A 21,407-nucleotide genomic window follows, 5' to 3' on the forward strand; every position below is an offset into this window, starting at 1 on the left:
GGACACCCCCCGACACGGCCCCTTCTCGCCGTACGCGGGTGCGGGTGCTCGTGGCTTGCGCATCCGCTCCGGTGCGTCGTGGCTTGCGCCATCCGCTCCAGCTGCGGGCTGTCGCGAGCCGCTCTGGCTGGCGCAGGCCGTCGCTGCGGGCGCCGTACCCGCCCTAGCTGCGGGCATGCGTGCCGCTGGGGGCGGCACGGGTGGGCGCAGCGGCACCCCGCTCCGCCGGGTTGCGCAACGCCCCGGCGTCAGCAGCGACGCCGGGGCGGTTGAAAACTGGCAGTGGCAGGTCAGTCCTGGTCGTCGACGTCGTCCGCGTCGTCGTCCTGGGCGTCCGAGTGGTCCGCCGTGACCTTGCCCGTGTTGAGGTCGATCTTCCAGTCCTGTTCGGCGCCGCCGGACTTGCGGGTCTCGGCCTCCCAGGACTTGTTCTTGCCGTCCTCGTCCAGGTCGACGGACGTCACCGTGCCCTTGCCTGCGGCAGCCTTCGCGGCCTCCTCGGCCGTCACGGAGGAGCCCTTCAGGGCCGCCCGCACCTGCGCCGTGTCGTCCTCGTCGTCGGTCTGCGCACCGAGGACCTTGCCGTTGGACGGGTCGACGCGGACGCTCTGCCAGGTGTTGTCACCGGACAAGACGTCGACCTTCCAGATCACCTTGTCGCTGTCGTCCTCGTCGTCCAGCTCGGCGGACACGACCGTGCCGGGCGTGTGCTTCAGCGCGGAGGCGATCGCCTCGGGCGCCGTCACGTCGCCGGAAGCCGCCTTCGTGTCGTCGTCGCGGTCGTCCTGGTCGTCACGGACGTCGTCGTCCGACACCCGCGTGTTCGCCGCCTGCCGCGCCGAGCCCCCGCCGTCTCCCGTGGTCGCGAGGGCCGTGGCCGTACCGCCTCCGATCAGAGCGGCAGCGGTCACAGCGGCGATCACGATGTTGCGCTTCATGGGGGTTCCTCCCGAGTCGGTTTGTTTTCGACGTGTTCCAAGGTGGCTGACCGAGGCTGAGAGGAACCTGAAGCCCCCTGAAGGGATCTTCAGCTTGGTTTTGCGACTCTTTACCCATGCGCCTGTTGATCGTGGAGGACGAGAAGCGGCTGGCCCTGTCGCTCGCCAGGGGTCTGACGGCCGAGGGGTACGCCGTGGACGTCGTCCACGACGGACGGGAGGGGCTGCACCAGGCCTCGGAGGGGACGTACGACCTGGTGATCCTCGACATCATGCTGCCCGGCCTCAACGGCTACCGGGTCTGCGCCGCCCTGCGCGCCGCCGGGCACGAGGTGCCGATCCTGATGCTGACCGCCAAGGACGGCGAGTACGACGAGGCGGAGGGGCTCGACACCGGTGCGGACGACTATCTGACCAAGCCCTTCTCGTACGTCGTGCTCGTCGCCCGGATCAAGGCGCTGCTGCGGCGGCGTGGCGTGGGTGCCGGGGCCTCGCCCGTGCATGTGCACGGTGAGCTGAAGGTGGATACGGCTGCTCGGCGGGTGTTCCTGGGGGAGGACGAAGTCTCCTTGACCACCAAGGAGTTCTCCGTGCTGGAGCATCTCGTGCTGCGGGCCGGGGAGGTCGTGTCCAAGTCCGAGATCCTCGAACATGTGTGGGACTTCGCGTACGAGGGTGACCCCAACATCGTCGAGGTGTACATCAGCACCCTGCGGCGGAAGCTGCGGCCCGGGCTGATCCGGACCGTGCGCGGGGCCGGGTACCGGCTGGAGACCTCGCCATGAGGCGGCTGTTCGGGTCCGTCCGGGCGCGGGCCACGCTGGGTGCCACGCTCGTGGTCGCGGTGGCGCTCGTCGCGGCCGGGGCCGCCGTGCTGCTGTCGCTGCGGTCCAATCTGATCGGCGAGGCCGGGACGCAGGCCGAGCAGTCCGCCCGGGCCGTCGCCTCCGAGCTCGCCGCCGGGACGCCGTACGACAAGCTGTCCGGGCTGGACGGTGACGACGGACCGGTGCAGGTCCTCGACGAGCACAAGCGGGTGGTCGCGGCCAGTGAGGATCTCCAGAAGATCAGCGGCACCGACTCCGAGCAGGTGAAGCCGCAGCCGCCCGCCGCGCCCCGCGGGGACGAGGACGACGACGCCGACGACCACGAAGAGGCCCTCGAGCCCGGGGAGATCGCCGGGGAGAGCGTCTTCAGCAACGGGTCCGCGACCATCGACGGTGAGGCGGAGGACTACCGGTTCGCCGCCGTGGAGGTGGAGACCCAGGACCGGGGGACCCTCAAGGTCTACGCCGGTTCGCCGCTGGCCGCCGAGCACGGGGCCGTGCGGACCGCGCTGACGGTGATGCTGATCGGGTTCCCGCTGCTGCTCGGCGTCGTCGGGGGAGTGACCTGGCTGGTCACCCGGCGGGCGCTGCGCCCCGTCGAGGGCATCCGGAGCGAGATGGCCGCGATCACCCAGTCCCAGGACCTCGCGCGGCGCGTCCCGGAGCCGGACACGCACGACGAGATCGCCCGGCTCGCCAGCACCACCAACGAGACGCTCGCGGCGCTGGAGACCTCCGTGGAGCGGCAGCGGCGCTTCGTCGCCGACGCGTCCCACGAGCTGCGCAGCCCGATCGCCTCACTGCGCACACAGCTGGAGGTGGCCGCCGCGCATCCCGAGCTGCTGGACCTCGACGGGGCCGTGGAGGACACCGTACGGCTCCAGCGGCTCGCCGCCGACCTGCTGCTGCTCGCCCGGCTGGACGCGGGGGAGCGGCCCAACGACGCGGGGGTCGACCTCGCCGGGCTGGCCCGGGAGGAGGCCGAGGGGCGGACGGGTGTGACGGTGGACGCGGAGCCGGTGGAAGTGGCCGGATCGCGGGGGCAGCTGGGGCGGGTGCTCGCCAATCTGCTCGACAACGCCCAGCGGCATGCCCGGTCGGCCGTCACCGTGAGCGTGCGGCGGGAGGGTGACCGGGCCGTGGTCGGCGTGGCGGACGACGGGGACGGGGTGCCCGAGGCCGACCGGGAGCGGATCTTCGAACGGTTCGTACGGCTGGACGCCGCCCGCAGCCGGGACGACGGCGGTGCCGGGCTGGGGCTCGCCATCGCCCGGGACGTCGCCGTACGGCACGGCGGCACGCTCACCGCCGGACAGGGGCCCGCAGGCGGAGCCCTGTTCGAACTCCGCCTGCCGCTCGCCTAGGCCCCCGGCCGGCCAGGGTGTGCTGTCAGGGTCAGGGGCGCCCGCGCTGGCCGCGCAGGTGCTCCGCGATGGGCTTGAGGGCCTTGTCGAGCTCCGTCAGGGCCTCGGGGGACAGCAGGTCGATGAAGTGCCTCCGCACGGACGCCACATGGTGGGGCGCGACCTTCTGCATCGTCGCCATGCCGTGGTCGGTGAGGACCGCGTAGAGCCCCCGGCGGTCGGATTCGCAGTTCTCCCGCCGGACCAGGCTCGCGTTCTCCATGCGCGTGATCTGGTGCGAGAGGCGGCTCTTGGACTGGAGGGTGGCGGAGGCGAGGTCACTCATCCGCATCCGCTGGTCCTCCGACTCGGAGAGATTCACCAGGATCTCGTAGTCGTTCATTGTCAGGCCGAACGGCTGCAGGTCCTTTTCGAGCTGGTACGTCAACAGCCTGTTGACCTCCAGGTGGGTGCGCCAAGCGCACTGCTCCGCATCGGTCAGCCAGCGCGTGGCCGTCTCGGTCTCCATGAATGAAGTCTACCTAAAATGTTGAAAGGCGAACTAGTGAGGGTTTTCGTGTGACGACGCACACCTGCCGAACATTGGTGCGCAGGCGTTCGATGTCACACTCCGCAGACTACCGCTCACAGCCCGAAGCGACGCTGGAGGTCCCCCAGCTGTCCGGGAAGACGCGGTGCGCCGGATTGACCTGGCGGGGGGCCGGATGCCCCGCCGCCGGGCACACCGGCCTGGTGCGGAACGGTCCCCGTGGCCTGCTCGGCCATCAGGGTCTCGGACGACTGGAGCAGCACCGTGCCGGCGCCGACGAACTCGAACTGGTGCTCCTCGCCGGAGACCCCTCCGAGGCCCGTCAGCGCACGTAGACCGCCCATGACGCCGGTCATGTACCCGTGGTCGTAGTGGTGGCAGGGCGAGGGGCAGTCGGCCCAGCCGACCAGGGCCTGGGGGTCGACCCGGATCGGGGGTTCCATGAACACCACCGGGCCGTTCGACGCGGCCACGAACTTTCCGGTTCCGATGAGGGTCAGAAAACCCGGCACGATTGATTGCTTCAGCGAGAGAGTTGGCTGAAAAGCGAGGAGGTTGCCCGAGCGAATGGTCAGATTGCCGTCCTCGAGGTCGAACGAGTTCACGTCGAAGGCCCGGTCGGCGAGGAGCATCTTGCCCGAGCCCTCGGCCACGACCCAGTCGCTCGCGTGCAGAGGCGAATGGAACGACGTGCGGACGAGACGGTCCAGCCGACCGTGTCCGACGCCGTTGAAGTCGATCGAGCCGTAGTAGGCGATCATCTTCCCCTTCTGCAGGAACCACTGGCTCCCCTTCAGTTCCACACAGAAGGTGTAGGGGTTGACGTTGTCGTCGGGCGGCAGCGACGCCGGGTCGAAGACCGCGGGGCCGGCGCCCGGAGTTCCGTACGTGCTCACAGCTTCTCCTCCGACGCCTGGACGTACACCGCACCGCTGCCGCTGAGCTCCAGCTGGAACGCCTCGCCCGAGCCGCGGCCCACCATGTCCCGCCAGCCCAGGGCGGTCGACAGCTTGTTGCGGACGTCGCCGTGGTGGGCGACGTAGGCCTGCGGGTCCACATGCACCGGCCGCTGGGGCGTGATCGGGATCTCGATCACCCCGCCGTGGGCCATGACCGCGACGGCGCCGTGCCCCTTCAGCGTGGTCGTGAACAGCCCCTGGCCGCTGACCTGGCCGCGGACCATGCCCATGACGCCGCCCTGCGAGCCGAGGAACATCGTGCCCTGCTGGAGCGAGCCCTCGAAGGCCAGCAGGCGGTCCGCCTCGACGTACAGCGTGTCGCCGGCGAGCCGGATCACCTGGATGTGGTGCCCGCCGTGCCCGAAGAGGACGGTGCCGCTGCCCTCGACGGTCATCAGGGGCGTGTCCTCGTCGGCGACCCGGCGGCCGATCATCGACATGATCCCGCCCTGGCCGCCCGCGGTGTTGGGCGTGAAGGACACCTCGCCCTGGTACGCGAGCATCGCGCCGCGCTGACTGAACAGCCGCTGACCGGGCGTCACCGTCGCCTCGACCATCTTCGCGTTGATCTCCCGGAAGGCCATGTCACACGTCTCCCGCGATCGTGTTCCGCTCGCTCGGCTGCACGTACACCAGCCCGTCCCCCTCGAACCGCATCTGGAAGGCCTCGCCGCCGCCCTCCCCGAGCAGCGTGCGGAACGTCACACCGGACTGGAAGGACTGCCGGATGTTGCCCTGGTGCGCCACATAGGCACCCGGGTCGACGGTCAGCGGATACTGCGAACTCACCCGCAGCACGACCGCCGGCCCGTCCGACATGATCGCCGCCTGGCCGTGGCCCTCGACGGACGTCGTGAACAGCCCGTTGCCCTGCGAGGCGCCGCGCAGGCCGGTGAACTCCGTCCCCGTGCGCAGCCCGCCGTCGGTCGCGAGCAGGTTGCTCGACTCGACGTAGAGCTTGTCGCCCTGGAGGCCGACCAGGTTGATCTCGGAGGCGCGGTCCGCGAACCAGCAGGTGCCGCGCCCCTTCACCTCCATCAACGTCATCTGCTCACCGGTCAGCCGCCGGGTCACCATGCCCCGGATGCCCTCGCCGCCGCCGCTGAGCTTCTTGAAGGCCATCTCGCCGTCGTACGCGACCATCGAGCCGTTCTTCGCCTTCACGGCATCTCCGGTCATGTCGACGGCGAGCACCTTGTTGCTCTGAAGTCGGAACATCGCCACGTACGGGAAGGTAGCCGCAGGCCGGGCCCTGTGGACAGGGTCCGTGGGTGGAGAACGTCCCTGATCGCACCCTTAGGGGCCGGGGAGCCGGACCCCGGGCCGAGGGCGCTCCGGCTGTTTGCCACAATGGGCGGGACGCTTGTGCGTGCGTTCACAAACCCTCAGACCGACAGCCCGTTCAGACCGCCGCGTCTCTCCCACCGAAGGTGACCCGTGGACCTCAAGACCGCCGCCGCCCTCCGCCGCCTCCGCCTGGTCTCGGCACCCGAGGCGATCTCCTTCCTTCTCCTGCTGGTCTGCTCGGTGCTGAAGCGGACCACGGAGTTCAATGCCGTGCCGGTGATGGGCATGGTGCACGGTGTTCTGTTCGTCCTCTACGTGATCTTCTGGGCCGACGCGTGGAACCGGACGAAGTGGTCGGTGAAGACCGCCGCGCTCTACTTCGTCCTCTCGGTGCTGCCCACCGGCGGCTTCTTCGCCGACCGCAAGCTGCGGCGTGAGGCCGAGGACGCGGTCATCGCGTCCCGGGCGCGCAGGGAAGGGGCTGTGAGCGCGTGATCGTCGCCTTTTCCGTGACGCCGCTGGGGGTCGGTGAGGACGTGGGGGAATACGTCGCCGACGCCGTGCGGGTGGTCCGTGAGTCGGGTTTGCCCCATCGGACCGATGCGATGTTCACGTCCGTCGAGGGGGAGTGGGACGAGGTCATGGACGTCGTCCGGCGTGCCGTGGCCGCGGTCGAGCGGCGGGCGCCCCGGGTGTCTCTCGTCCTCAAGGCGGACATCCGGCCCGGGGTGACGGACGGTCTGACCTCCAAGGTCGAGACGGTGGAGCGGCATCTCGCCGAGTAGGCGTACTCGAGAACAGAAGTGACGACGGGAACCCTGGTCCGATGCGGGCCGGGGTTCCCTCATGTTGAGGCCGGGGCGGTCCGCAGCCCGGCGCCACGGGGCGCCTGAGGCTGCCGGGGGCATATGCGTCACCCCACCCACCTGGACGCTCTCAGTTCGACAGCGCCCCAAAGGTCCACTTTTGTATGGGTATCGAGGTACCGCGCTTCGATCAGGCCTCAATTACTGGAGGGCGCTGTGCGGCCGGAGGGCTACGACTACGACTCCTACAGCCGACTCGCCGGACCGCTCACGGAGCCGTCCGGTGAGGAGTACCGGGTTCAGTACGTCTCGCTCCTCGCCCGCGAGCCCCGCCGAATACGAGCCGTCCTCCTGATGAGCCTCGCACCGCTGTTCACCGGCGCCCTGCTGGTCTACCTCGTCTGGCCCACCCACTGGGTGGAACGCGAGGGCGCCCAGCGCTGGCTCATCGGACTCGACGTCACCATGCTGATGGCGATCGGCCTCATCGAACTCTTCATGCTCGTCAACGTCGCCTCCGTCGCCCACGCCACGATGGTCGCCTGCGACCCCGTCCCCGTCGTCCCCGAACCGGGCACCCGCGTCGCCTTCCTCACCACGTACGTCCCCGGCAAGGAACCCCTCGCCATGGTCCGCGCGACCCTGGAAGGAGCCACCCGCATCCACCACACCGGCCCCCTCGACGTCTGGCTCCTCGACGAGGGCGACGACGCCGAGGTCAAGGCCATGTGCGCGGAACTGGGCGTACGCCACTTCACCCGCCGCGGCGTCCCCGAGTGGAACCGCGACACGGGCGTCCACAAGGCCCGCACCAAGCACGGCAACTACAACGCCTGGATCGCCATGCACGGCGACGCGTACGACTTCTTCGCGTCCGTCGACACCGACCACGTACCGATGCCCAACTACCTGGAACGGATGATGGGCTACTTCAGGGACCCCGACGTGGCCTTCGTCGTCGGCCCCCAGGTGTACGGCAACTACCACAACCCCGTCACCAAGGCCGCCGAGTCCCAGCAGTTCCTCTTCCACGCCCTCATCCAGCGCGCGGGCAACCACTATCGCGCCCCCATGTTCGTCGGCACGAACAACGTCGTACGGATCTCCGTCCTCAAGCAGATCGGCGGGCTGTACGACTCCATCACCGAGGACATGGCCACCGGCTTCGAGATCCACCAGCACCGCAACCCGGACACGAACCGCTTCTGGCAGTCCGTCTACACCCCGGACGTACTCGCCGTCGGCGAGGGCCCCGCCTCCTGGACCGACTTCTTCACCCAGCAGATGCGCTGGTCGCGCGGCACCTACGAGACGCTCATCACGCAGTACTGGAAGGCGCCCCTCAGCATGCCGCCGGGCCGCCTGCTGTCCTACACGCTCATGCTCGTGTACTACCCGATGACGGCCGTGAACTGGCTGCTCGGGATCTTCAGCTGCTTCCTCTTCCTCTGGTTCGGCGCCTCCGGCACCGAGGTCGCCGTGTCGGTCTGGATGATGCTCTACAGCGACGCCGCCGCCTGCCAGATCGGGCTGTACCTGTGGAACCGCCGGCACAACGTCTCACCGCACGAACCGGAGGGCTCGGGCGGTCTGGCCGGCATGGGGATGTCGGCCCTGTCCGCGCCGATCTACCTCAAGTCCCTCAGTGAGGCGGTCATGCGCCGCCCCAGCCGATTCGTCGTCACGCCCAAGGGCAACGACGCCTCCCCCGACCAGCCGGCCACCTTCCGTATCCACCTCTTCTGGGCGGCCCTGCTGGCCACGTCCCTGGCCGCCTCGGTGGCCCTGGACCACACGCATGCCGCGATGCGCACCTGGGCCGTGCTCGGCATGGCCATCTCCCTGACACCGGTCGCGGTGTGGGCCGCCACGGTCTGGAAGGACCACCGGGAGCGGCACCGGCAGCTCACCCACGCCGACGCGCAAGCACAGGAACAGGCACCCCCGCACCCGCACCCACGCGCGCCCGAAAGCAACGAGCCCGCCCCCGCCCCGGCCCTCGCCACCGCGTCCCCCGCGGCCCCGGTCTCCGGCACCACGACAGGAGGCAGCTAGGCCATGGCCTACCAGCTCTCGCAGAAGACCAAGAAAACCGTCCTGGGTATCGGCGGCATCGCGGTCCTGGCGGGCCTCAACGCCCCGGCCGCGCTGGACTTCGTCTCCACGCAGTACCACGAGTACAAGATCGCCCAGCCCGAGTACATGGCGAAGTACGGCTCCTGGACCCAGCTCGACATCCCGGAGGAGTACCGCACCAACGCCATCCACGCGGCCCTGCTGCACACGGGCAAGGTGCTGATCGTCGCCGGGTCGGGCAACGAGCAGCGCAAGTTCGACGAGGGCGAGTTCGACACCGTCCTGTGGGACCCGGAGAAGAACACCTTCAAGAAGATCCCCACCCCGGAGGACTTCTTCTGCGCCGGCCACGCCCAGCTCCCCGACGGCCGCCTGCTGGTGGCCGGCGGCACCGCCCGCTACGAACGCCTGGGCGCCGAGGTGACCCGGGCCGGCGGCGGCATGCGCGTGAAGAACGAGAGCCCCGACAAGGCGGTCTTCCTGAAGAAGGGCACCCGCTTCCGCTCACCGGCCGGCTTCGAGTACGTCACCAAGTTCGACGTCACCGTTCCGAAGGCCAAGCGCAGCCAGAAGATCACGTACAACAGCCGCGGTGTCATGAAGCCCTGGAAGACCAAGGTCACCGCCAGCGAGGCCCGCGTCTGGGTGGAGGCCGTGGACAAGGGTCCCCTGTCGGCCACCCGGAAGCAGGCGCAGTACGCCATCGTCGGCCTGACGGGCAAGGCCGGCGACAACGCGTACGGCCTGTCGGAGAAGATCACCCTCGACAAGCAGGACTTCCAGGGCATCCGCGGCGCCTACGAGTTCGACCCGAAGGCCGAGAAGTACATCCCCGTCGACCCGATGGACAAGGCCCGCTGGTACCCGACGCTCGTCGGCCTCGACGACGGCCGGGTCCTGGCGGTGTCCGGCCTGGACGACGTCGGCATGATCGACCCGGGCGACAACGAGATCTACGACCCGGAGACCAAGAAGTGGTCGCCGGGACCCAAGCGGTACTTCCCGACGTACCCCGCCCTGTTCCTCACCAAGGGCGGCAAGCTGTTCTACCCGGCCTCCAACGCCGGTTACGGGCCCGCCGACCGGGGCCGTGAGCCGGGCCTGTGGGACCTGGAGAAGAACACGTTCCGCAAGGTGCCGGGGCTGACGGACCTCGACCAGACCGAGACCTCGGCCTCCCTGCTACTGCCCCCGGCGCAGGACCAGAAGGTGATGATCCTGGGCGGAGGCGGCGTCGGCGAGTCGAGCAAGGCGACCCCGCGCACGGCCGTCGTGGACCTGAACAAGGACAACCCGGCGTTCCGGAACGGCCCCGACCTGCCCCAGGGCACGCGCTACCTGAACAGCGTGATCATGCCGGACGACACGGTGTTCACGTCCAACGGCTCCAGGGACTACCGCGGTCGCAGCGCCAGCAACATCCTCAGGGCGCAGTTCTACGACCCGAAGAGCAACGCCTTCCGGGAAGCCGCCGCACCGCGGGTGGGCCGCAACTACCACTCCGAGGCGCTGCTGCTGCCCGACGGCAGGATCGCCACCTTCGGCTCCGACCCGCTCTTCGACAACCAGCAGAACACCAAGCTGGGCCACTTCGAGCAGCGCATGGAGGTCTTCACCCCGCCCACGCTGCACAAGAACCCCCGGAACCGCCCCGTCCTGAAGGGTGGGCCCACGAGGCTGGACAAGGACCACAGCATCACGTTCCGTACGGACCACCCGGAACGTGTGGCCGCGGCGCGGCTGATGCGGCCCAGCGCGGTCACGCACACGACCGACGTCGAGCAGCGCTCCATCGAGCTGGACATCACCAGGAAGGGCGGCGCGGTGACGTTCGAGGTGCCCCGCGACCCGGCCCTGGTCCCGCCCGGCTGGTACATGCTGTTCGTGACGGACGGCGAGGGCACGCCCTCGCGGGCCAAGTGGATCCACGTGGAGTGAGCGGGGGCCGGATCAGTCCTCCGCGTTGCGCGCCAGCTCCAGGGCGTACTCCGGCCACCAGCGTCCGGCGTCCGGGCCGCCCTCGCAGTCTCCGTCCGACTCGCCGGGCCGCTTGATCCACAGGTAGGCGTCCAAGGCCCGTTCGCCGGTGTGGGTCGTGGGCGGGGTGCCGAGCGCCCGGCCCGGCGGGTTGCACCAGACGCCGGGCAGGGGGCCGTTGCCGTTGCGGCTGGTGTCGATGACGAAGTGCTTGCCGTCGAGGGCCTCGGCGAGCCGGATGCCGTACTCCGTGGTCTCGTCGTCGGTCTGGAAGTTGGAGACGTTGAGCGCGAAGCCGTCGGCCTGTTCGATCCCGGCCCGCTGCAGCGGCTCCACCAGCTTGTACGGCTCCCGGATCCAGTCCGCGTTGCCCGCGTCCAGGTACACCTTGGTGTTCGGCTGCTGTTTCAGCCGGGTGATCGCCTCGCTGAGCAGCTGTTCGCGCTCGGCGTGGTACTCGCCGGGCGTGCAGCCGTCCACGATGTGCGCGACCGCGTCGGGTTCCAGGACGACCAGGGCCTCTGCCTCGCCAAGGGCGTCGGCGAACTGCCCGATCCATTCCCGGTAGGTGTCCGCGTCCTCCGCCCCACCCGCCGAGTGCTGGCCGCAGTCCCGGTGCGGGATGTTGTACGCGACGAAGACCGCCGTCTTCCCCTCCTCGCTCGCGGCCGAGGCCGCCGCCCGCACCGTCGGTGCCGGATCGATCTGGCCGGGCGGCCACAGTGCGACCGGCCGGTCGGCGATCCGCCGGATCAGCTCGGCGTCGTCCTCCCGGTCCTGCTGCTGCCAGAGCCGCGCCTGCTGGGCCGCCGGGCTCTCGGGGTCGACCCAGAAGGGGGAGCCGGCCGTGTAGCCGGCCTTCGTGGTGTCGTCGCCGGTGTCGGACGCCGTTTCGGCGCGGCCGTGAGCGGACGAGCAGCCCGCAGCGAGACCGAGCACCGCGAGTACCGCGAGGGCGTGGATCAGCCGTCTCATGCCGCTCCCTGTGAGGAAGGTGACGTTCAGTGATGGAGCCGTTGTCAATAGTTACATACTCGTATGAATCGCCATGTAAAGGACATGGCCTCGCCCTGCCCCCGGATGGCGGAGCCGGAGGCGGCGGACCGAAGGGCGAGACGGGGCTGACCACCATGTGACCGGCCGGTAAGGTCGGGTTCGTGCCGAAGCCGCTCAGTCTCTCCTTCGATCCGATCGCGCGCGCCGACGAACGCTGGAAGCAGCGCTGGGGGAACGTGCCGTCCATGGGCGCGATCACCTCGATCATGCGCGCTCAGCAGATCCTCCTCGCCGAGGTCGACTCGGTGGTCAAGCCGTACGGGCTGACGTTCGCGCGCTACGAGGCGCTGGTGCTGCTCACCTTCTCCAAGTCCGGCGAGCTGCCGATGTCCAAGATCGGCGAGCGGCTCATGGTGCATCCCACGTCCGTGACGAACACCGTGGACCGGCTGGTGAAGTCGGGTCTCGTCGACAAGCGGCCCAACCCCAACGACGGGCGCGGCACCCTCGCCAGCATCACCGAGAAGGGCCGCGAGGTGGTCGAGGCGGCCACCCGTGACCTGATGGCGATGGACTTCGGGCTCGGGGCGTACGACGCCGAGGAGTGCGGGGAGATCTTCGCCATGCTGCGGCCGCTGCGGATCGCGGCGGGGGACTTCGAGGAGCAGTGACCCGGGGCAAGATCCCCCGGAACGGGTCGTTACGCTCGACGGCATGAAAAAGAGCGTGCTGACCCGCTACCGCGTGATGGCCTATGTCACCGGCGTGCTGCTGGTCCTGCTGACCCTGGGCATGATCGGCAAGTATGTGCTCGACCTGAACGGCGCGGCCGACTTCACGCGCGTCGTCAGCATCGCGCACGGCTGGCTGTACGTCCTGTACCTGGTCTTCGCCTTCGACCTGGGCTCCAAGGCGAAGTGGCCGGTCGGCAAGCAGGTGTGGGTGCTGCTCGCCGGGACCGTCCCGACGGCCGCGTTCTTCGTGGAGCGCAAGATCAGCCACGAGCTCGAGGCGCGGATCGCGGAGGACTCGCCGGCGCCGGTCAAGGCGTAACAACACCGCCGTACGGACGAACGTGCGGCGGTCTGCCATCGACATTTACTTGGACGTCCTAGTAAATTCGAGGGTATGGACGCTGACGCCATAGAGGAAGGCCGCCGTCGCTGGCAGGCCCGGTACGACGCCGCGCGCAAGCGCGAGGCCGACTTCACCACGCTCTCGGGCGACCCCGTGGAGCCGGTGTACGGGCCGCGGCCCGGTGACAGGTACGACGGGTTCGAGCGGATCGGCTGGCCCGGGGAGTACCCCTTCACGCGCGGTCTGTACGCGACCGGCTACCGAGGGCGTACGTGGACCATCCGGCAGTTCGCCGGGTTCGGCAACGCCGAGCAGACCAACGAGCGCTACAAGATGATCCTCGGCAACGGCGGAGGCGGGCTCTCGGTCGCCTTCGACATGCCGACGCTCATGGGCCGTGACTCCGACGACCCGCGCTCCCTGGGCGAGGTCGGGCACTGCGGTGTCGCCATCGACTCGGCCGCCGACATGGAGGTCCTGTTCAAGGACATCCCGCTGGGCGACGTGACGACGTCCATGACCATCAGCGGGCCGGCCGTGCCGGTCTTCTGCATGTACCTGGTGGCGGCGGAGCGCCAGGGCGTCGACCCGGCCGTCCTGAACGGCACGCTCCAGACCGACATCTTCAAGGAGTACATCGCCCAGAAGGAGTGGCTCTTCCAGCCCGAGCCGCACCTGCGGCTCATCGGCGACCTGATGGAGCACTGCGCGGCCGGCATCCCCGCGTACAAGCCGCTGTCCGTCTCCGGCTACCACATCCGCGAGGCCGGGGCGACGGCCGCGCAGGAGCTGGCGTACACGCTCGCGGACGGCTTCGGGTACGTGGAGCTGGGGCTCTCGCGCGGCCTGGACGTCGACGTCTTCGCCCCCGGGCTCTCCTTCTTCTTCGACGCGCACGTCGACTTCTTCGAGGAGATCGCCAAGTTCCGTGCGGCGCGCCGGATCTGGGCGCGGTGGATGCGGGACGTGTACGGGGCGAAGAGCGAGAAGGCGCAGTGGCTGCGCTTCCACACCCAGACGGCCGGGGTCTCGCTCACCGCGCAGCAGCCGTACAACAACGTCGTACGCACGGCCGTGGAGGCGCTGGCGGCCGTGCTCGGCGGGACGAACTCGCTGCACACCAACGCCCTCGACGAGACGCTCGCGCTGCCCAGCGAGCAGGCGGCGGAGATCGCGCTGCGGACGCAGCAGGTGCTGATGGAGGAGACCGGGGTCGCCAACGTGGCCGATCCGCTGGGCGGTTCCTGGTACGTCGAGCAGCTCACCGACCGGATCGAGGCCGACGCGGAGAAGATCTTCGAGCAGATAAGGGAGCGGGGGCTGCGGGCGCACCCCGACGGGCAGCACCCGATCGGGCCGATCACCTCCGGGATCCTGCGCGGGATCGAGGACGGGTGGTTCACCGGGGAGATCGCCGAGTCGGCGTTCCAGTACCAGCGGGCGCTGGAGAAGGGGGACAAGCGGGTCGTCGGGGTCAACGCCCACCACGGGTCCGTGACCGGGGATCTGGAGATCCTGCGGGTCAGCCACGAGGTGGAGCGGGAGCAGGTGCGGGTGCTCGGCGGGCGGAAGGCCGGGCGTGACGATGCCGCTGTGCGCAGCGCGCTGGACGGGATGCTGGCTGCTGCGCGGAGTGGCGCGAACATGATCGAGCCGATGCTGGAGGCGGTGCGGGCCGAGGCGACGCTGGGAGAGATCTGCGGGGTGCTGCGGGACGAGTGGGGGGTGTACACCGAACCTGCCGGGTTCTGAGGGGCCGGCTAGGCCAGGCCCTGCAGCAGTACCCGTGTGAAGCCGCGTACCCACTCCTCGTCCGCCGGTTCCGCGCTGACGAGGGTGCGGTGGACCACCGCTCCCGCGACCATGTCGAAGATCAGGTCTGCCGTGCGGGCCGCCGACTCCGGGTCCGGCTCGGGGGGCAGCTCGCCTCTCGCCTGGGCCCGGGAGCGGCCCTCCAGAACCAGGCGTTTCTGGCGCTCGACCACCGACGCGCGGATGCGTTCGCGCAGGGCGTCGTCGCGGGTGGCCTCCGAGACCACCGCCATCAGGCCGCTCTTCGCCTCCGGGCGGGCCAGGATCGTGGCGAACTGGAGGACGACGCCCTCGATGTCCGAGGCCAGCGAGCCGCTGTCCGGCAGCTCCAGCTCGTCGAAGAGCTCCGCCACCGCGTCGACGACCAGCTCGTTCTTGCCTGCCCAGCGACGATAGAGGGTTGTTTTTGCAACCCCGGCGCGGGTCGCGACGTCTCCCAGGGTGAGTTTGGACCAGCCCAGTTCCACCAGTGCCGCACGCGTGGCGGCCAGGATCGCGGCGTCCGCCGCGGCGCTGCGCGGGCGCCCCGTGCGGCTGGCTGGGCTGCGGCTCTGCATGCCATGACCATAACCGGCGGTTCCTGTGTGGCCGTGAGGGAGATCACCGGGGGGTGGTGGTCCGGCGGTCCGGCGTGGCATTACGCTACGTCTCGTAGCGAAAGCCCGTGAAGGACGTACGCGGGCTTCGGCGACTCGGCGTGGGGTGGGGACCCGGCGCCGAACGGGACCCGACCGGCCCGGCTTTCACACCGTTTTTCACACGCGCGCGCAGTACGGGGGAGGATAGACGCATGCAGCCACGGAACATGTCCATGAGCGGAGTCGTCGACCTCGCCGCGGTGAAGGCGGCCCAGGAGGCCAAGGCGAAGGCGGAGCAGGCACGTGCCCAAGCCGCCCGGGACGGCGGTGCGGGGGGGATCTCCCCGGCCGACCTCGTCATCGACGTCGATGAGGCGGGGTTCGAGAGCGACGTCCTGCAGCGGTCCGCCGAAGTGCCCGTCGTCATCGACTTCTGGGCCGAGTGGTGTCAGCCCTGCAAGCAGCTGAGCCCGGTCCTGGAGCGGCTGGCCGTCGAGTACAACGGCCGTTTCCTGCTCGCCAAGATCGACGTCGATGCCAACCAGATGCTGATGCAGCAGTTCGGCATCCAGGGGATCCCCGCGGTGTTCGCGGTCGTCGCGGGGCAGGCGCTGCCGCTCTTCCAGGGGGCAGCGGGCGAGGAGCAGATCAGGGGAACCCTGGACCAGCTGGTGCAGGTCGCGGAGCAGCGCTTCGGCCTGACCGGCCTCACCGTCGACCCCGACGCCGAGGCGGGCGGCGCCCCGGCGGCTCCCGAGCGTCCGGCCGGTCCGTACGACGCGCTCCTCGAGGCCGCCGTGCAGGCGCTGGACTCGGGTGATCTGAGCGGTGCCATCCAGGCGTACAAGAACGTACTGAACGAGGACCCGGGCAACGAGGAGGCCAAACTGGGTCTCGCCCAGGCCGAGTTGCTCCAGCGGGTGCAGGGCGTCGACCCGCAGCAGGTGCGCAAGGACGCGGCCGACAAGCCGGCCGATGTGCAGGCGCAGATCGCCGCCGCCGACCTGGATCTGGTGGGCGGTCATGTCGAGGACGCTTTCGGCCGTCTGATCGAGACCGTGGCGCGCACGGTGGGTGACGACCGGGACACCCTGCGGATGCGGCTGCTGGAGCTGTTCGAGGTGGTCGGACCCGAGGATCCGCGGGTGATCGCGGCACGCAGGGCCCTGGCACGCGCCCTGTTCTGACCAGTCGTTAAACACGCGGGCTTGTGGTGCCCACGTGAAAGATTTGCCCACGGAACGTCACTGCGGCCGCGCTTTACCAAAACTTGGTAATCGCGGCCGCTGTTACTGCGAGTAAGTCGCGGGCGTTGATCTGTCGGTTTCTGTCCATCGATCAACAGCTTTGTACCGCCGATGGGGACCACCCTGTGTCGTCGGCCGAGACCGATGGGTCGTTGTTCGGTTATACGGCCGTTACTAGCCAGTAACGAACCCCCTTGTGCGGGCGGCGAGAATGCACCACGATCGGCCACGCTCGGTCCATTCCCGTACCCCGGCAGCCGGTTGGGTCGCGGGACGTCCTGGGTCCCCACCGAGCAGAGCCGGCGGCAGTGGCGCCGGCTCTTGGACAGGGGGGTCTTCGCCCACTCGGCGAAGCCTGTCCAGCAAGGTTGTGCGTGATGCGTGTCAGGCGCGACCAGTGGTTGTCGCTCGGGGGTGATCGCCGGTGATTCGGGCGCGAGTTGCGCCGCCGAGTGCAGGCGCTCTCCTTCCCGAGGACGTAGCACTTCTCCCATCCCTGCCCGGCTGAGCCGCTACTCGGGGCGAGCCAGGACAGGAGATGTACGTCCGAGAAGGAGGAAATATGGAGTCCCAGGTGCGTGGCGGGACCAGATGGAAGCGGTTCGCTGTGGTGATGGTGCCCAGCGTCGCCGCTGCGGCATGTGTGGGTGTCGGTCTCGCGCAGGGTGCGCTGGCCGCGTCATTCAGCGTCTCCGGCCAGCAGTTCAAGGTGTCGGCCAGTCACCTGCACGGTGAGGGTTTCGCGCAGTACGGCGGAATCGACAGCGTCTACACCTCGACCGACGGTGAGAAGAAGACGCAGGTTCCCGTCGCGATCTCGTCGTTCGACGACGCGACGATCAGCAAGATGTGCCAGTCGGTCGCGACGCCGATCCCCCTCATAGGCAAGACGGTCTACCTCCGTCTTGAGGCGGGGAACGACGCCAAGAAGCCGGTCAAGGCGGAGAACCTCTACATCGACGTCGCCCAGCTCGACGCCGATGCGGAGTTCAAGGACATCGACATCGGTGTCGCGGTCAAGGACAAGACCCGTGGTCCTGCGGTCAAGGACACGAAGACCACGCTGCCGGGCGGCTTCGCCCAGCAGGCCAGGGAGGCCGACCTCTACGGCGTCAAGCAGACGGCGTGGGCGACGACGGCGGGCACGTTCAAGCTCAGCGGCCTGTCGATGAAGCTCGGCATGGACAAGGGCATGGAGTGCTACTGACAGCCTCCGTCCCACGGGTGTCCGGGGGCGGCTGACCCGTCCCCTTCGAGGGGCGGGGAGGCCGTCGCTTCCCCGCCCCTCGGGCCCGGCCCTGCGCCGGGCCACTACACAGACTTAGACTTTCCGGCTTCTCCACACGCCTACGGCCGAGCCGGTACGTACCTCCATCGGACCGAGGGAGCTGTTTTCCATGAGTGCCGAGACTCCGGTCCAGAGCGCCGGGACTTTCGCCCGGTTGCGTCTGCGATTCCGTGACTGGCGGGGCACCCGGCCGTTCTGGGCAGGCCTGTTCACCATCCTCGGCGGAGTGCCGATCGCCTACTTCCCCTACGCCACCCTCAAGTTGGGCACCATGTCGCTCACCATGGCGACCACCGCGGGTGCCGGCTCCCTCATCATCGGGGTCCTGCTGATCACACTGGGTCTGACCATGTGGTTCCAGCAGGCGACGCGTGTCTTCGCCGGTGTCGCGGCGATCATCCTGGCCCTGGTGTCGCTGGTGGTCTCCAACATCGGAGGCTTCCTCATCGGCTTCCTGCTGGCGATGCTCGGCGGCGCTCTCGCCGTCGCCTGGGTGCCGGGCAAGACGGAGGAGACGGGGAAGGGACCTCGGGCGGCCGGCCAGGGACCGACGGGAGAAGGAGCCGTGGAGCCCTCTCCCGAGAGCGCGACCGGTGAGACGGGCGGGACGCACCCTCAGTACGGGATCGGCGACGGCGGCCCGGCGGACGGCGTCAGGTCCGAGGCCCGCAACGGGGGGTATCGTGTCGGCTGACCACCGCGACGGTTCTCCCGCCGCCCAGGCGAAGGCGAGAACGGGGCCACGTCACGCGGCTCCCAAGAAGCCGCTCTTCACCCGGTTCCAGATGCCGGCCGGCAAGGCGATAGCCATGGCGGCGATGCCCACCGCGGTCCTCATGGGCATGGGATTCACCCCCACGCTCGCCCTCGCCGACGAGCAGCCGTCGACCTCCAACAGCCTGAAGGCCGACGAGTACAAGGACTGCCTCGCGGCGATGGAGGACGACAAGGACGGCGCCTCCCCGTCGCCCTCGGCGAGCGAGAGCGAGGCCGCGGGCGACGAGGACAAGGACGCGGCCGAGCCGACTCCCTCGGCGTCCGCCGGCTCGGACGCGGGTGCGGACAAGGGCGACTCGTCCTCTTCGTCGGATTCAGGTTCCGACGACAAGGGCGACAACACCGAGCCCACCCCGACCCCTTCGGCATCCGAGGGCACGTCGGGCGAGGACGACGAGGCGACGCCCAGCCCGTCGGCCTCCAAGAGCGGCGGCAACGTCCTCGAGGACATCGGCGACGCGATCGGCGGCATCTTCAACGGCGGCAAGTCCACCGAGAGCCCGAGCCCGACGCCCTCCGCGTCCGCCTCGCCGTCCGGGGACACGAGCAAGGCCGAGGACACCGAGACGTCCTCGGACACGAGCGAGGACGACGCGTCCGACGCCGTCAAGAAGACGACCGACACGGTCGAGGACACCGTCAAGGACACGACGGACGCGGCGTCGAAGGCGGCCGGGGACACGAGCAAGGCCGTCGAGAAGGCGGCCGAGGACGCGGCAGAGAAGGCCACCGCCTCGCCCAGCCCGTCCGCGAGCCCCTCCGTGGACCCCGAGGACTGCCCGGCCGCCACGGACGCCGAGGGCGGGGTGGACAACGAGCTCCTCGTGCCGGACGAGCCCTGGCGCCTGGAGGCCAGCTCGCTGACGCTGAAGGGTGCCGACTACCAGGGCATCGTCGAGGTGAAGACCGCGAGCGGCGCCACCAAGAAGGTCCTGAAGTACGTCATCAACGACGGGACCGACATCGGGGACCTGCACCAGCTCGTCACGGACAAGGCGTCCGGCAAGACCCACCACGTCCAGGCGGCGAAGGGGTCGACGTCCACGATCACCGACGGCAAGACGGTGATGTACACGGAGAGCATCTCCGGAAACCTGCTCGGCCTGATCCCGGTCACGTTCGACCCGGAGCACCCGCCGCCCCTGAACATCCCGCGGATCTACTTCACCAACGTGAAGGTCGTCCAGGCCGGCCAGTTCGGCGGCACGCTGACCGTGCCGGGGCTGCACCAGTACGTGACCGACTGATCCGGACTTCTCCGGGAGCCGCGAAAGGACTGTGCCCCGCCGGGCCTCGACCCGGCGGGGCACAGTGCTGTGCGGGCTGCTTCGATGGCCCTGGGGGCCTCCACGGCCGCTGACAAGACGAGGGTGCCCCCTGGTTCCAGGGGGCACCCTCGGTGCCGTTCAGGGGCCTTCAAGGCCCTTTCCGGGTCAGGACTTGGCTTCGCCCAGGTGGTGGACGCGGACCATGTTGGTGGTGCCGGGGACGCCGGGGGGCGAGCCGGCGGTGATGACCACGATGTCGCCGTCGTTGAAGCGGTTCAGCTTGACCAGCTCCTGCTCCACCAGGTCGACCATCTCGTCGGTGCTGTTCACGAACGGCACCACGTACGGCTCCACGCCCCAGCTCAGCGCCATCTGGTTGCGGGTGCCCTCGTCGGTGGTGAAGGCGATGATCGGCTGCTGGGCGCGGTAGCGCGACAGGCGGCGGGCGGTGTCGCCGGACTGGGTGAAGGCCACCAGGCCCCGGCCGCCGAGGAAGTCGGCGATCTCGCACGCGGCGCGGGCCACCGAACCGCCCTGCGTCCGCGGCTTCTTGCCCGGGACGAGCGGCTGCAGGCCCTTGGACATCAGCTCCTGCTCGGCCGCGGCGACGATCTTCGACATCGTCTTGACCGTCTCGATCGGGTACGCGCCCACGCTCGACTCGGCGGACAGCATGACCGCGTCGGCGCCGTCCAGGATCGCGTTGGCCACGTCGGAGGCCTCGGCGCGGGTCGGACGGGAGTTGGTGATCATCGACTCCATCATCTGGGTCGCCACGATCACCGGCTTGGCGTTGCGCCGGCACAGCTCGATCAGGCGCTTCTGCACCATGGGGACCTTCTCGAGCGGGTACTCGACGGCCAGGTCACCGCGGGCGACCATCACGCCGTCGAACGCCATCACGACGTCCTCCATGTTCTGCACCGCCTGCGGCTTCTCCACCTTGGCGATGACCGGGACGCGGCGGCCCTCCTCGTCCATGATGCGGTGCACGTCCTGGACGTCCTTGGCGTCCCGGACGAAGGACAGCGCGACCAGGTCGCAGCCCATGCGCAGCGCGAAGCGGAGGTCCTCGATGTCCTTCTCGCTCAGCGCGGGCACGTTGACGGCCGCGCCGGGCAGGTTGATGCCCTTGTGGTCGGAGATGACGCCGCCCTCGATGACGATCGTCTTCACCCGGGGGCCCTCGACCTCGGTGACCTTCAGTTCGACGTTGCCGTCGTTGATCAGGACCTGGTCGCCCTTGGTCACGTCGCCGGGCAGGCCCTTGTAGGTCGTCCCGCAGATCGTCTTGTCGCCCGGGACGTCCTCGGTGGTGATGGTGAACTCGTCACCGCGCACCAGCTCCACGGGACCTTCGGCGAAGGTCTCCAGGCGGATCTTCGGGCCCTGGAGGTCGGCGAGGACACCGATGGCCCGGCCGGTCTCCTTGGCGGCGGCACGGACCCGGTCGTACCGGCCCTGGTGCTCGGCGTGCGAGCCGTGGCTGAAGTTGAAGCGGGCCACGTTCATGCCGGCTTCGATCAGGGAGACAAGCTGCTCGTGGGAGTCGACCGCGGGGCCGAGAGTACAGACGATTTTCGAACGGCGCATGGGGGCGA

Annotated in this window: 21 protein-coding genes; 13 read left to right on the top strand and 8 right to left on the bottom strand. The window is 69.4% G+C overall.

The genetic code is table 11. The features are described from left to right. Positions 1–290 precede the first annotated feature (290 nt). Positions 291–938: a PepSY domain-containing protein gene (locus OHU35_RS29345; protein ID WP_359897368.1), complete on the bottom strand. Its 648-nt coding sequence runs from the start codon at positions 936–938 to the stop codon at positions 291–293. Positions 939–1,054: 116 nt separating this feature from the next. On the opposite strand from OHU35_RS29345, the gene OHU35_RS29350 reads away from it, so the two are divergent. Next, on the top strand, positions 1,055–1,723 hold the full coding sequence (locus OHU35_RS29350) for a response regulator transcription factor (protein WP_189723257.1): 669 nt from the start codon (positions 1,055–1,057) through the stop codon (positions 1,721–1,723). After that, positions 1,720–3,129 carry a HAMP domain-containing sensor histidine kinase gene (locus OHU35_RS29355; protein ID WP_189723258.1) on the top strand — a complete coding sequence of 470 codons (1,410 nt, stop codon included), beginning with the start codon at positions 1,720–1,722 and terminating at the stop codon, positions 3,127–3,129. Before OHU35_RS29350 ends, OHU35_RS29355 begins: the two co-directional genes overlap by 4 nt. Before the next feature lie 31 nt (positions 3,130–3,160). Here OHU35_RS29355 and OHU35_RS29360 read toward each other — a convergent pair whose 3' ends face one another. From OHU35_RS29360 to OHU35_RS29375, 4 genes are all read right to left on the bottom strand, one after another. Next, positions 3,161–3,637, bottom strand: coding sequence for a MarR family winged helix-turn-helix transcriptional regulator (locus OHU35_RS29360; protein WP_189723259.1), 477 nt, complete (start codon positions 3,635–3,637; stop codon positions 3,161–3,163). Between the two features lie 116 nt (positions 3,638–3,753). Next, positions 3,754–4,554 (bottom strand): AIM24 family protein, encoded by an 801-nt coding sequence (locus OHU35_RS29365; protein WP_189723260.1) that lies wholly within the window; start codon positions 4,552–4,554, stop codon positions 3,754–3,756. Next, a complete protein-coding gene (locus OHU35_RS29370; RefSeq protein WP_189723261.1) occupies positions 4,551–5,201 on the bottom strand; it encodes an AIM24 family protein in 651 nt (216 codons plus the stop codon). Before OHU35_RS29370 ends, OHU35_RS29365 begins: the two co-directional genes overlap by 4 nt. A 1-nt stretch (position 5,202) precedes the next feature. Further along, positions 5,203–5,835 carry an AIM24 family protein gene (locus OHU35_RS29375; protein WP_405509360.1) on the bottom strand — a complete coding sequence of 211 codons (633 nt, stop codon included), beginning with the start codon at positions 5,833–5,835 and terminating at the stop codon, positions 5,203–5,205. A 219-nt stretch (positions 5,836–6,054) separates the two neighbouring features. On the opposite strand from OHU35_RS29375, the gene OHU35_RS29380 reads away from it, so the two are divergent. The 4 genes from OHU35_RS29380 to OHU35_RS29395 all read left to right on the top strand — a co-directional run bounded on the left by OHU35_RS29380 (position 6,055) and on the right by OHU35_RS29395 (position 10,724). Beyond that, the gene (locus OHU35_RS29380) at positions 6,055–6,399 is read left to right on the top strand and encodes a DUF3817 domain-containing protein (protein ID WP_189723262.1); all 345 of its coding nucleotides are present in this window, start codon (positions 6,055–6,057) and stop codon (positions 6,397–6,399) included. After that, positions 6,396–6,689, top strand: coding sequence for an MTH1187 family thiamine-binding protein (locus tag OHU35_RS29385; RefSeq protein ID WP_189723263.1), 294 nt, complete (start codon positions 6,396–6,398; stop codon positions 6,687–6,689). The genes OHU35_RS29380 and OHU35_RS29385 overlap by 4 nt, the downstream gene beginning before the upstream one ends. A 237-nt stretch (positions 6,690–6,926) precedes the next feature. Further along, positions 6,927–8,765, top strand: coding sequence for a glycosyltransferase family 2 protein (locus OHU35_RS29390; RefSeq protein WP_405507423.1), 1,839 nt, complete (start codon positions 6,927–6,929; stop codon positions 8,763–8,765). A 3-nt stretch (positions 8,766–8,768) separates the two neighbouring features. Beyond that, complete coding sequence (locus OHU35_RS29395; protein WP_405507424.1) at positions 8,769–10,724, top strand: galactose oxidase-like domain-containing protein; 1,956 nt, start codon at positions 8,769–8,771, stop codon at positions 10,722–10,724. Between the two features lie 12 nt (positions 10,725–10,736). On the opposite strand, the gene OHU35_RS29400 is transcribed toward OHU35_RS29395, so the two are convergent. Next, positions 10,737–11,738, bottom strand: a complete 1,002-nt coding sequence (locus OHU35_RS29400) for a glycoside hydrolase family 6 protein (protein ID WP_189723266.1) — start codon at positions 11,736–11,738, stop codon at positions 10,737–10,739. A gap of 182 nt (positions 11,739–11,920) precedes the next feature. Between OHU35_RS29400 and OHU35_RS29405 the strand changes: the two genes are divergently transcribed. The 3 genes from OHU35_RS29405 to OHU35_RS29415 all read left to right on the top strand — a co-directional run bounded on the left by OHU35_RS29405 (position 11,921) and on the right by OHU35_RS29415 (position 14,588). Continuing rightward, a complete protein-coding gene (locus tag OHU35_RS29405; RefSeq protein ID WP_189723267.1) occupies positions 11,921–12,430 on the top strand; it encodes a MarR family winged helix-turn-helix transcriptional regulator in 510 nt (169 codons plus the stop codon). Positions 12,431–12,473: 43 nt separating this feature from the next. After that, positions 12,474–12,812 (top strand): DUF3817 domain-containing protein, encoded by a 339-nt coding sequence (locus tag OHU35_RS29410; RefSeq protein ID WP_189723268.1) that lies wholly within the window; start codon positions 12,474–12,476, stop codon positions 12,810–12,812. A 75-nt stretch (positions 12,813–12,887) separates the two neighbouring features. Next, positions 12,888–14,588 carry a methylmalonyl-CoA mutase gene (locus tag OHU35_RS29415; RefSeq protein WP_189723269.1) on the top strand — a complete coding sequence of 567 codons (1,701 nt, stop codon included), beginning with the start codon at positions 12,888–12,890 and terminating at the stop codon, positions 14,586–14,588. A gap of 8 nt (positions 14,589–14,596) precedes the next feature. On the opposite strand, the gene OHU35_RS29420 is transcribed toward OHU35_RS29415, so the two are convergent. After that, positions 14,597–15,205: a TetR/AcrR family transcriptional regulator gene (locus OHU35_RS29420; protein ID WP_189723270.1), complete on the bottom strand. Its 609-nt coding sequence runs from the start codon at positions 15,203–15,205 to the stop codon at positions 14,597–14,599. Between the two features lie 233 nt (positions 15,206–15,438). Between OHU35_RS29420 and OHU35_RS29425 the strand changes: the two genes are divergently transcribed. The 4 genes from OHU35_RS29425 (at position 15,439) to OHU35_RS29440 (ending at position 19,785) form a co-directional block, all read left to right on the top strand. Beyond that, a complete protein-coding gene (locus OHU35_RS29425; RefSeq protein WP_189723271.1) occupies positions 15,439–16,413 on the top strand; it encodes a tetratricopeptide repeat protein in 975 nt (324 codons plus the stop codon). A gap of 622 nt (positions 16,414–17,035) precedes the next feature. Then, a complete protein-coding gene (locus tag OHU35_RS29430) occupies positions 17,036–17,680 on the top strand; it encodes a DUF6230 family protein (protein WP_189723272.1) in 645 nt (214 codons plus the stop codon). 190 nt (positions 17,681–17,870) lie between these two features. Beyond that, entirely contained in the window at positions 17,871–18,455 is a 585-nt protein-coding gene (locus OHU35_RS29435) for a DUF6114 domain-containing protein (RefSeq protein ID WP_189723273.1), read from the top strand. Then, a complete protein-coding gene (locus OHU35_RS29440) occupies positions 18,445–19,785 on the top strand; it encodes a hypothetical protein (protein WP_359897356.1) in 1,341 nt (446 codons plus the stop codon). The genes OHU35_RS29435 and OHU35_RS29440 overlap by 11 nt, the downstream gene beginning before the upstream one ends. A 186-nt stretch (positions 19,786–19,971) precedes the next feature. Here OHU35_RS29440 and pyk read toward each other — a convergent pair whose 3' ends face one another. Further along, on the bottom strand, positions 19,972–21,399 hold the full coding sequence (gene pyk, locus OHU35_RS29445; RefSeq protein ID WP_189731183.1) for a pyruvate kinase: 1,428 nt from the start codon (positions 21,397–21,399) through the stop codon (positions 19,972–19,974). Between the last annotated feature and the right edge of the window lie 8 nt (positions 21,400–21,407).

Source organism: Streptomyces purpurascens (genome assembly GCF_045040895.1).
GTDB lineage: Bacteria > Actinomycetota > Actinomycetes > Streptomycetales > Streptomycetaceae > Streptomyces > Streptomyces purpurascens.

What these genes read in the sequence shown, in the direction of transcription:
- OHU35_RS29345 (WP_359897368.1), bottom strand. Translation starts at nt 938, where the DNA reads ATGAAGCGCAACATCGTGATCGCCGCTGTGACCGCTGCCGCTCTGATC.
- OHU35_RS29350 (WP_189723257.1), top strand. Translation starts at nt 1,055, where the DNA reads ATGCGCCTGTTGATCGTGGAGGACGAGAAGCGGCTGGCCCTGTCGCTC.
- OHU35_RS29355 (WP_189723258.1), top strand. Translation starts at nt 1,720, where the DNA reads ATGAGGCGGCTGTTCGGGTCCGTCCGGGCGCGGGCCACGCTGGGTGCC.
- OHU35_RS29360 (WP_189723259.1), bottom strand. Translation starts at nt 3,637, where the DNA reads ATGGAGACCGAGACGGCCACGCGCTGGCTGACCGATGCGGAGCAGTGC.
- OHU35_RS29370 (WP_189723261.1), bottom strand. Translation starts at nt 5,201, where the DNA reads ATGGCCTTCCGGGAGATCAACGCGAAGATGGTCGAGGCGACGGTGACG.
- OHU35_RS29375 (WP_405509360.1), bottom strand. Translation starts at nt 5,835, where the DNA reads ATGTTCCGACTTCAGAGCAACAAGGTGCTCGCCGTCGACATGACCGGA.
- OHU35_RS29395 (WP_405507424.1), top strand. Translation starts at nt 8,769, where the DNA reads ATGGCCTACCAGCTCTCGCAGAAGACCAAGAAAACCGTCCTGGGTATC.
- OHU35_RS29400 (WP_189723266.1), bottom strand. Translation starts at nt 11,738, where the DNA reads ATGAGACGGCTGATCCACGCCCTCGCGGTACTCGCGGTGCTCGGTCTC.
- OHU35_RS29410 (WP_189723268.1), top strand. Translation starts at nt 12,474, where the DNA reads ATGAAAAAGAGCGTGCTGACCCGCTACCGCGTGATGGCCTATGTCACC.
- OHU35_RS29415 (WP_189723269.1), top strand. Translation starts at nt 12,888, where the DNA reads ATGGACGCTGACGCCATAGAGGAAGGCCGCCGTCGCTGGCAGGCCCGG.
- OHU35_RS29420 (WP_189723270.1), bottom strand. Translation starts at nt 15,205, where the DNA reads ATGCAGAGCCGCAGCCCAGCCAGCCGCACGGGGCGCCCGCGCAGCGCC.
- OHU35_RS29425 (WP_189723271.1), top strand. Translation starts at nt 15,439, where the DNA reads ATGCAGCCACGGAACATGTCCATGAGCGGAGTCGTCGACCTCGCCGCG.
- OHU35_RS29430 (WP_189723272.1), top strand. Translation starts at nt 17,036, where the DNA reads ATGGAGTCCCAGGTGCGTGGCGGGACCAGATGGAAGCGGTTCGCTGTG.
- OHU35_RS29435 (WP_189723273.1), top strand. Translation starts at nt 17,871, where the DNA reads ATGAGTGCCGAGACTCCGGTCCAGAGCGCCGGGACTTTCGCCCGGTTG.
- pyk (WP_189731183.1), bottom strand. Translation starts at nt 21,399, where the DNA reads ATGCGCCGTTCGAAAATCGTCTGTACTCTCGGCCCCGCGGTCGACTCC.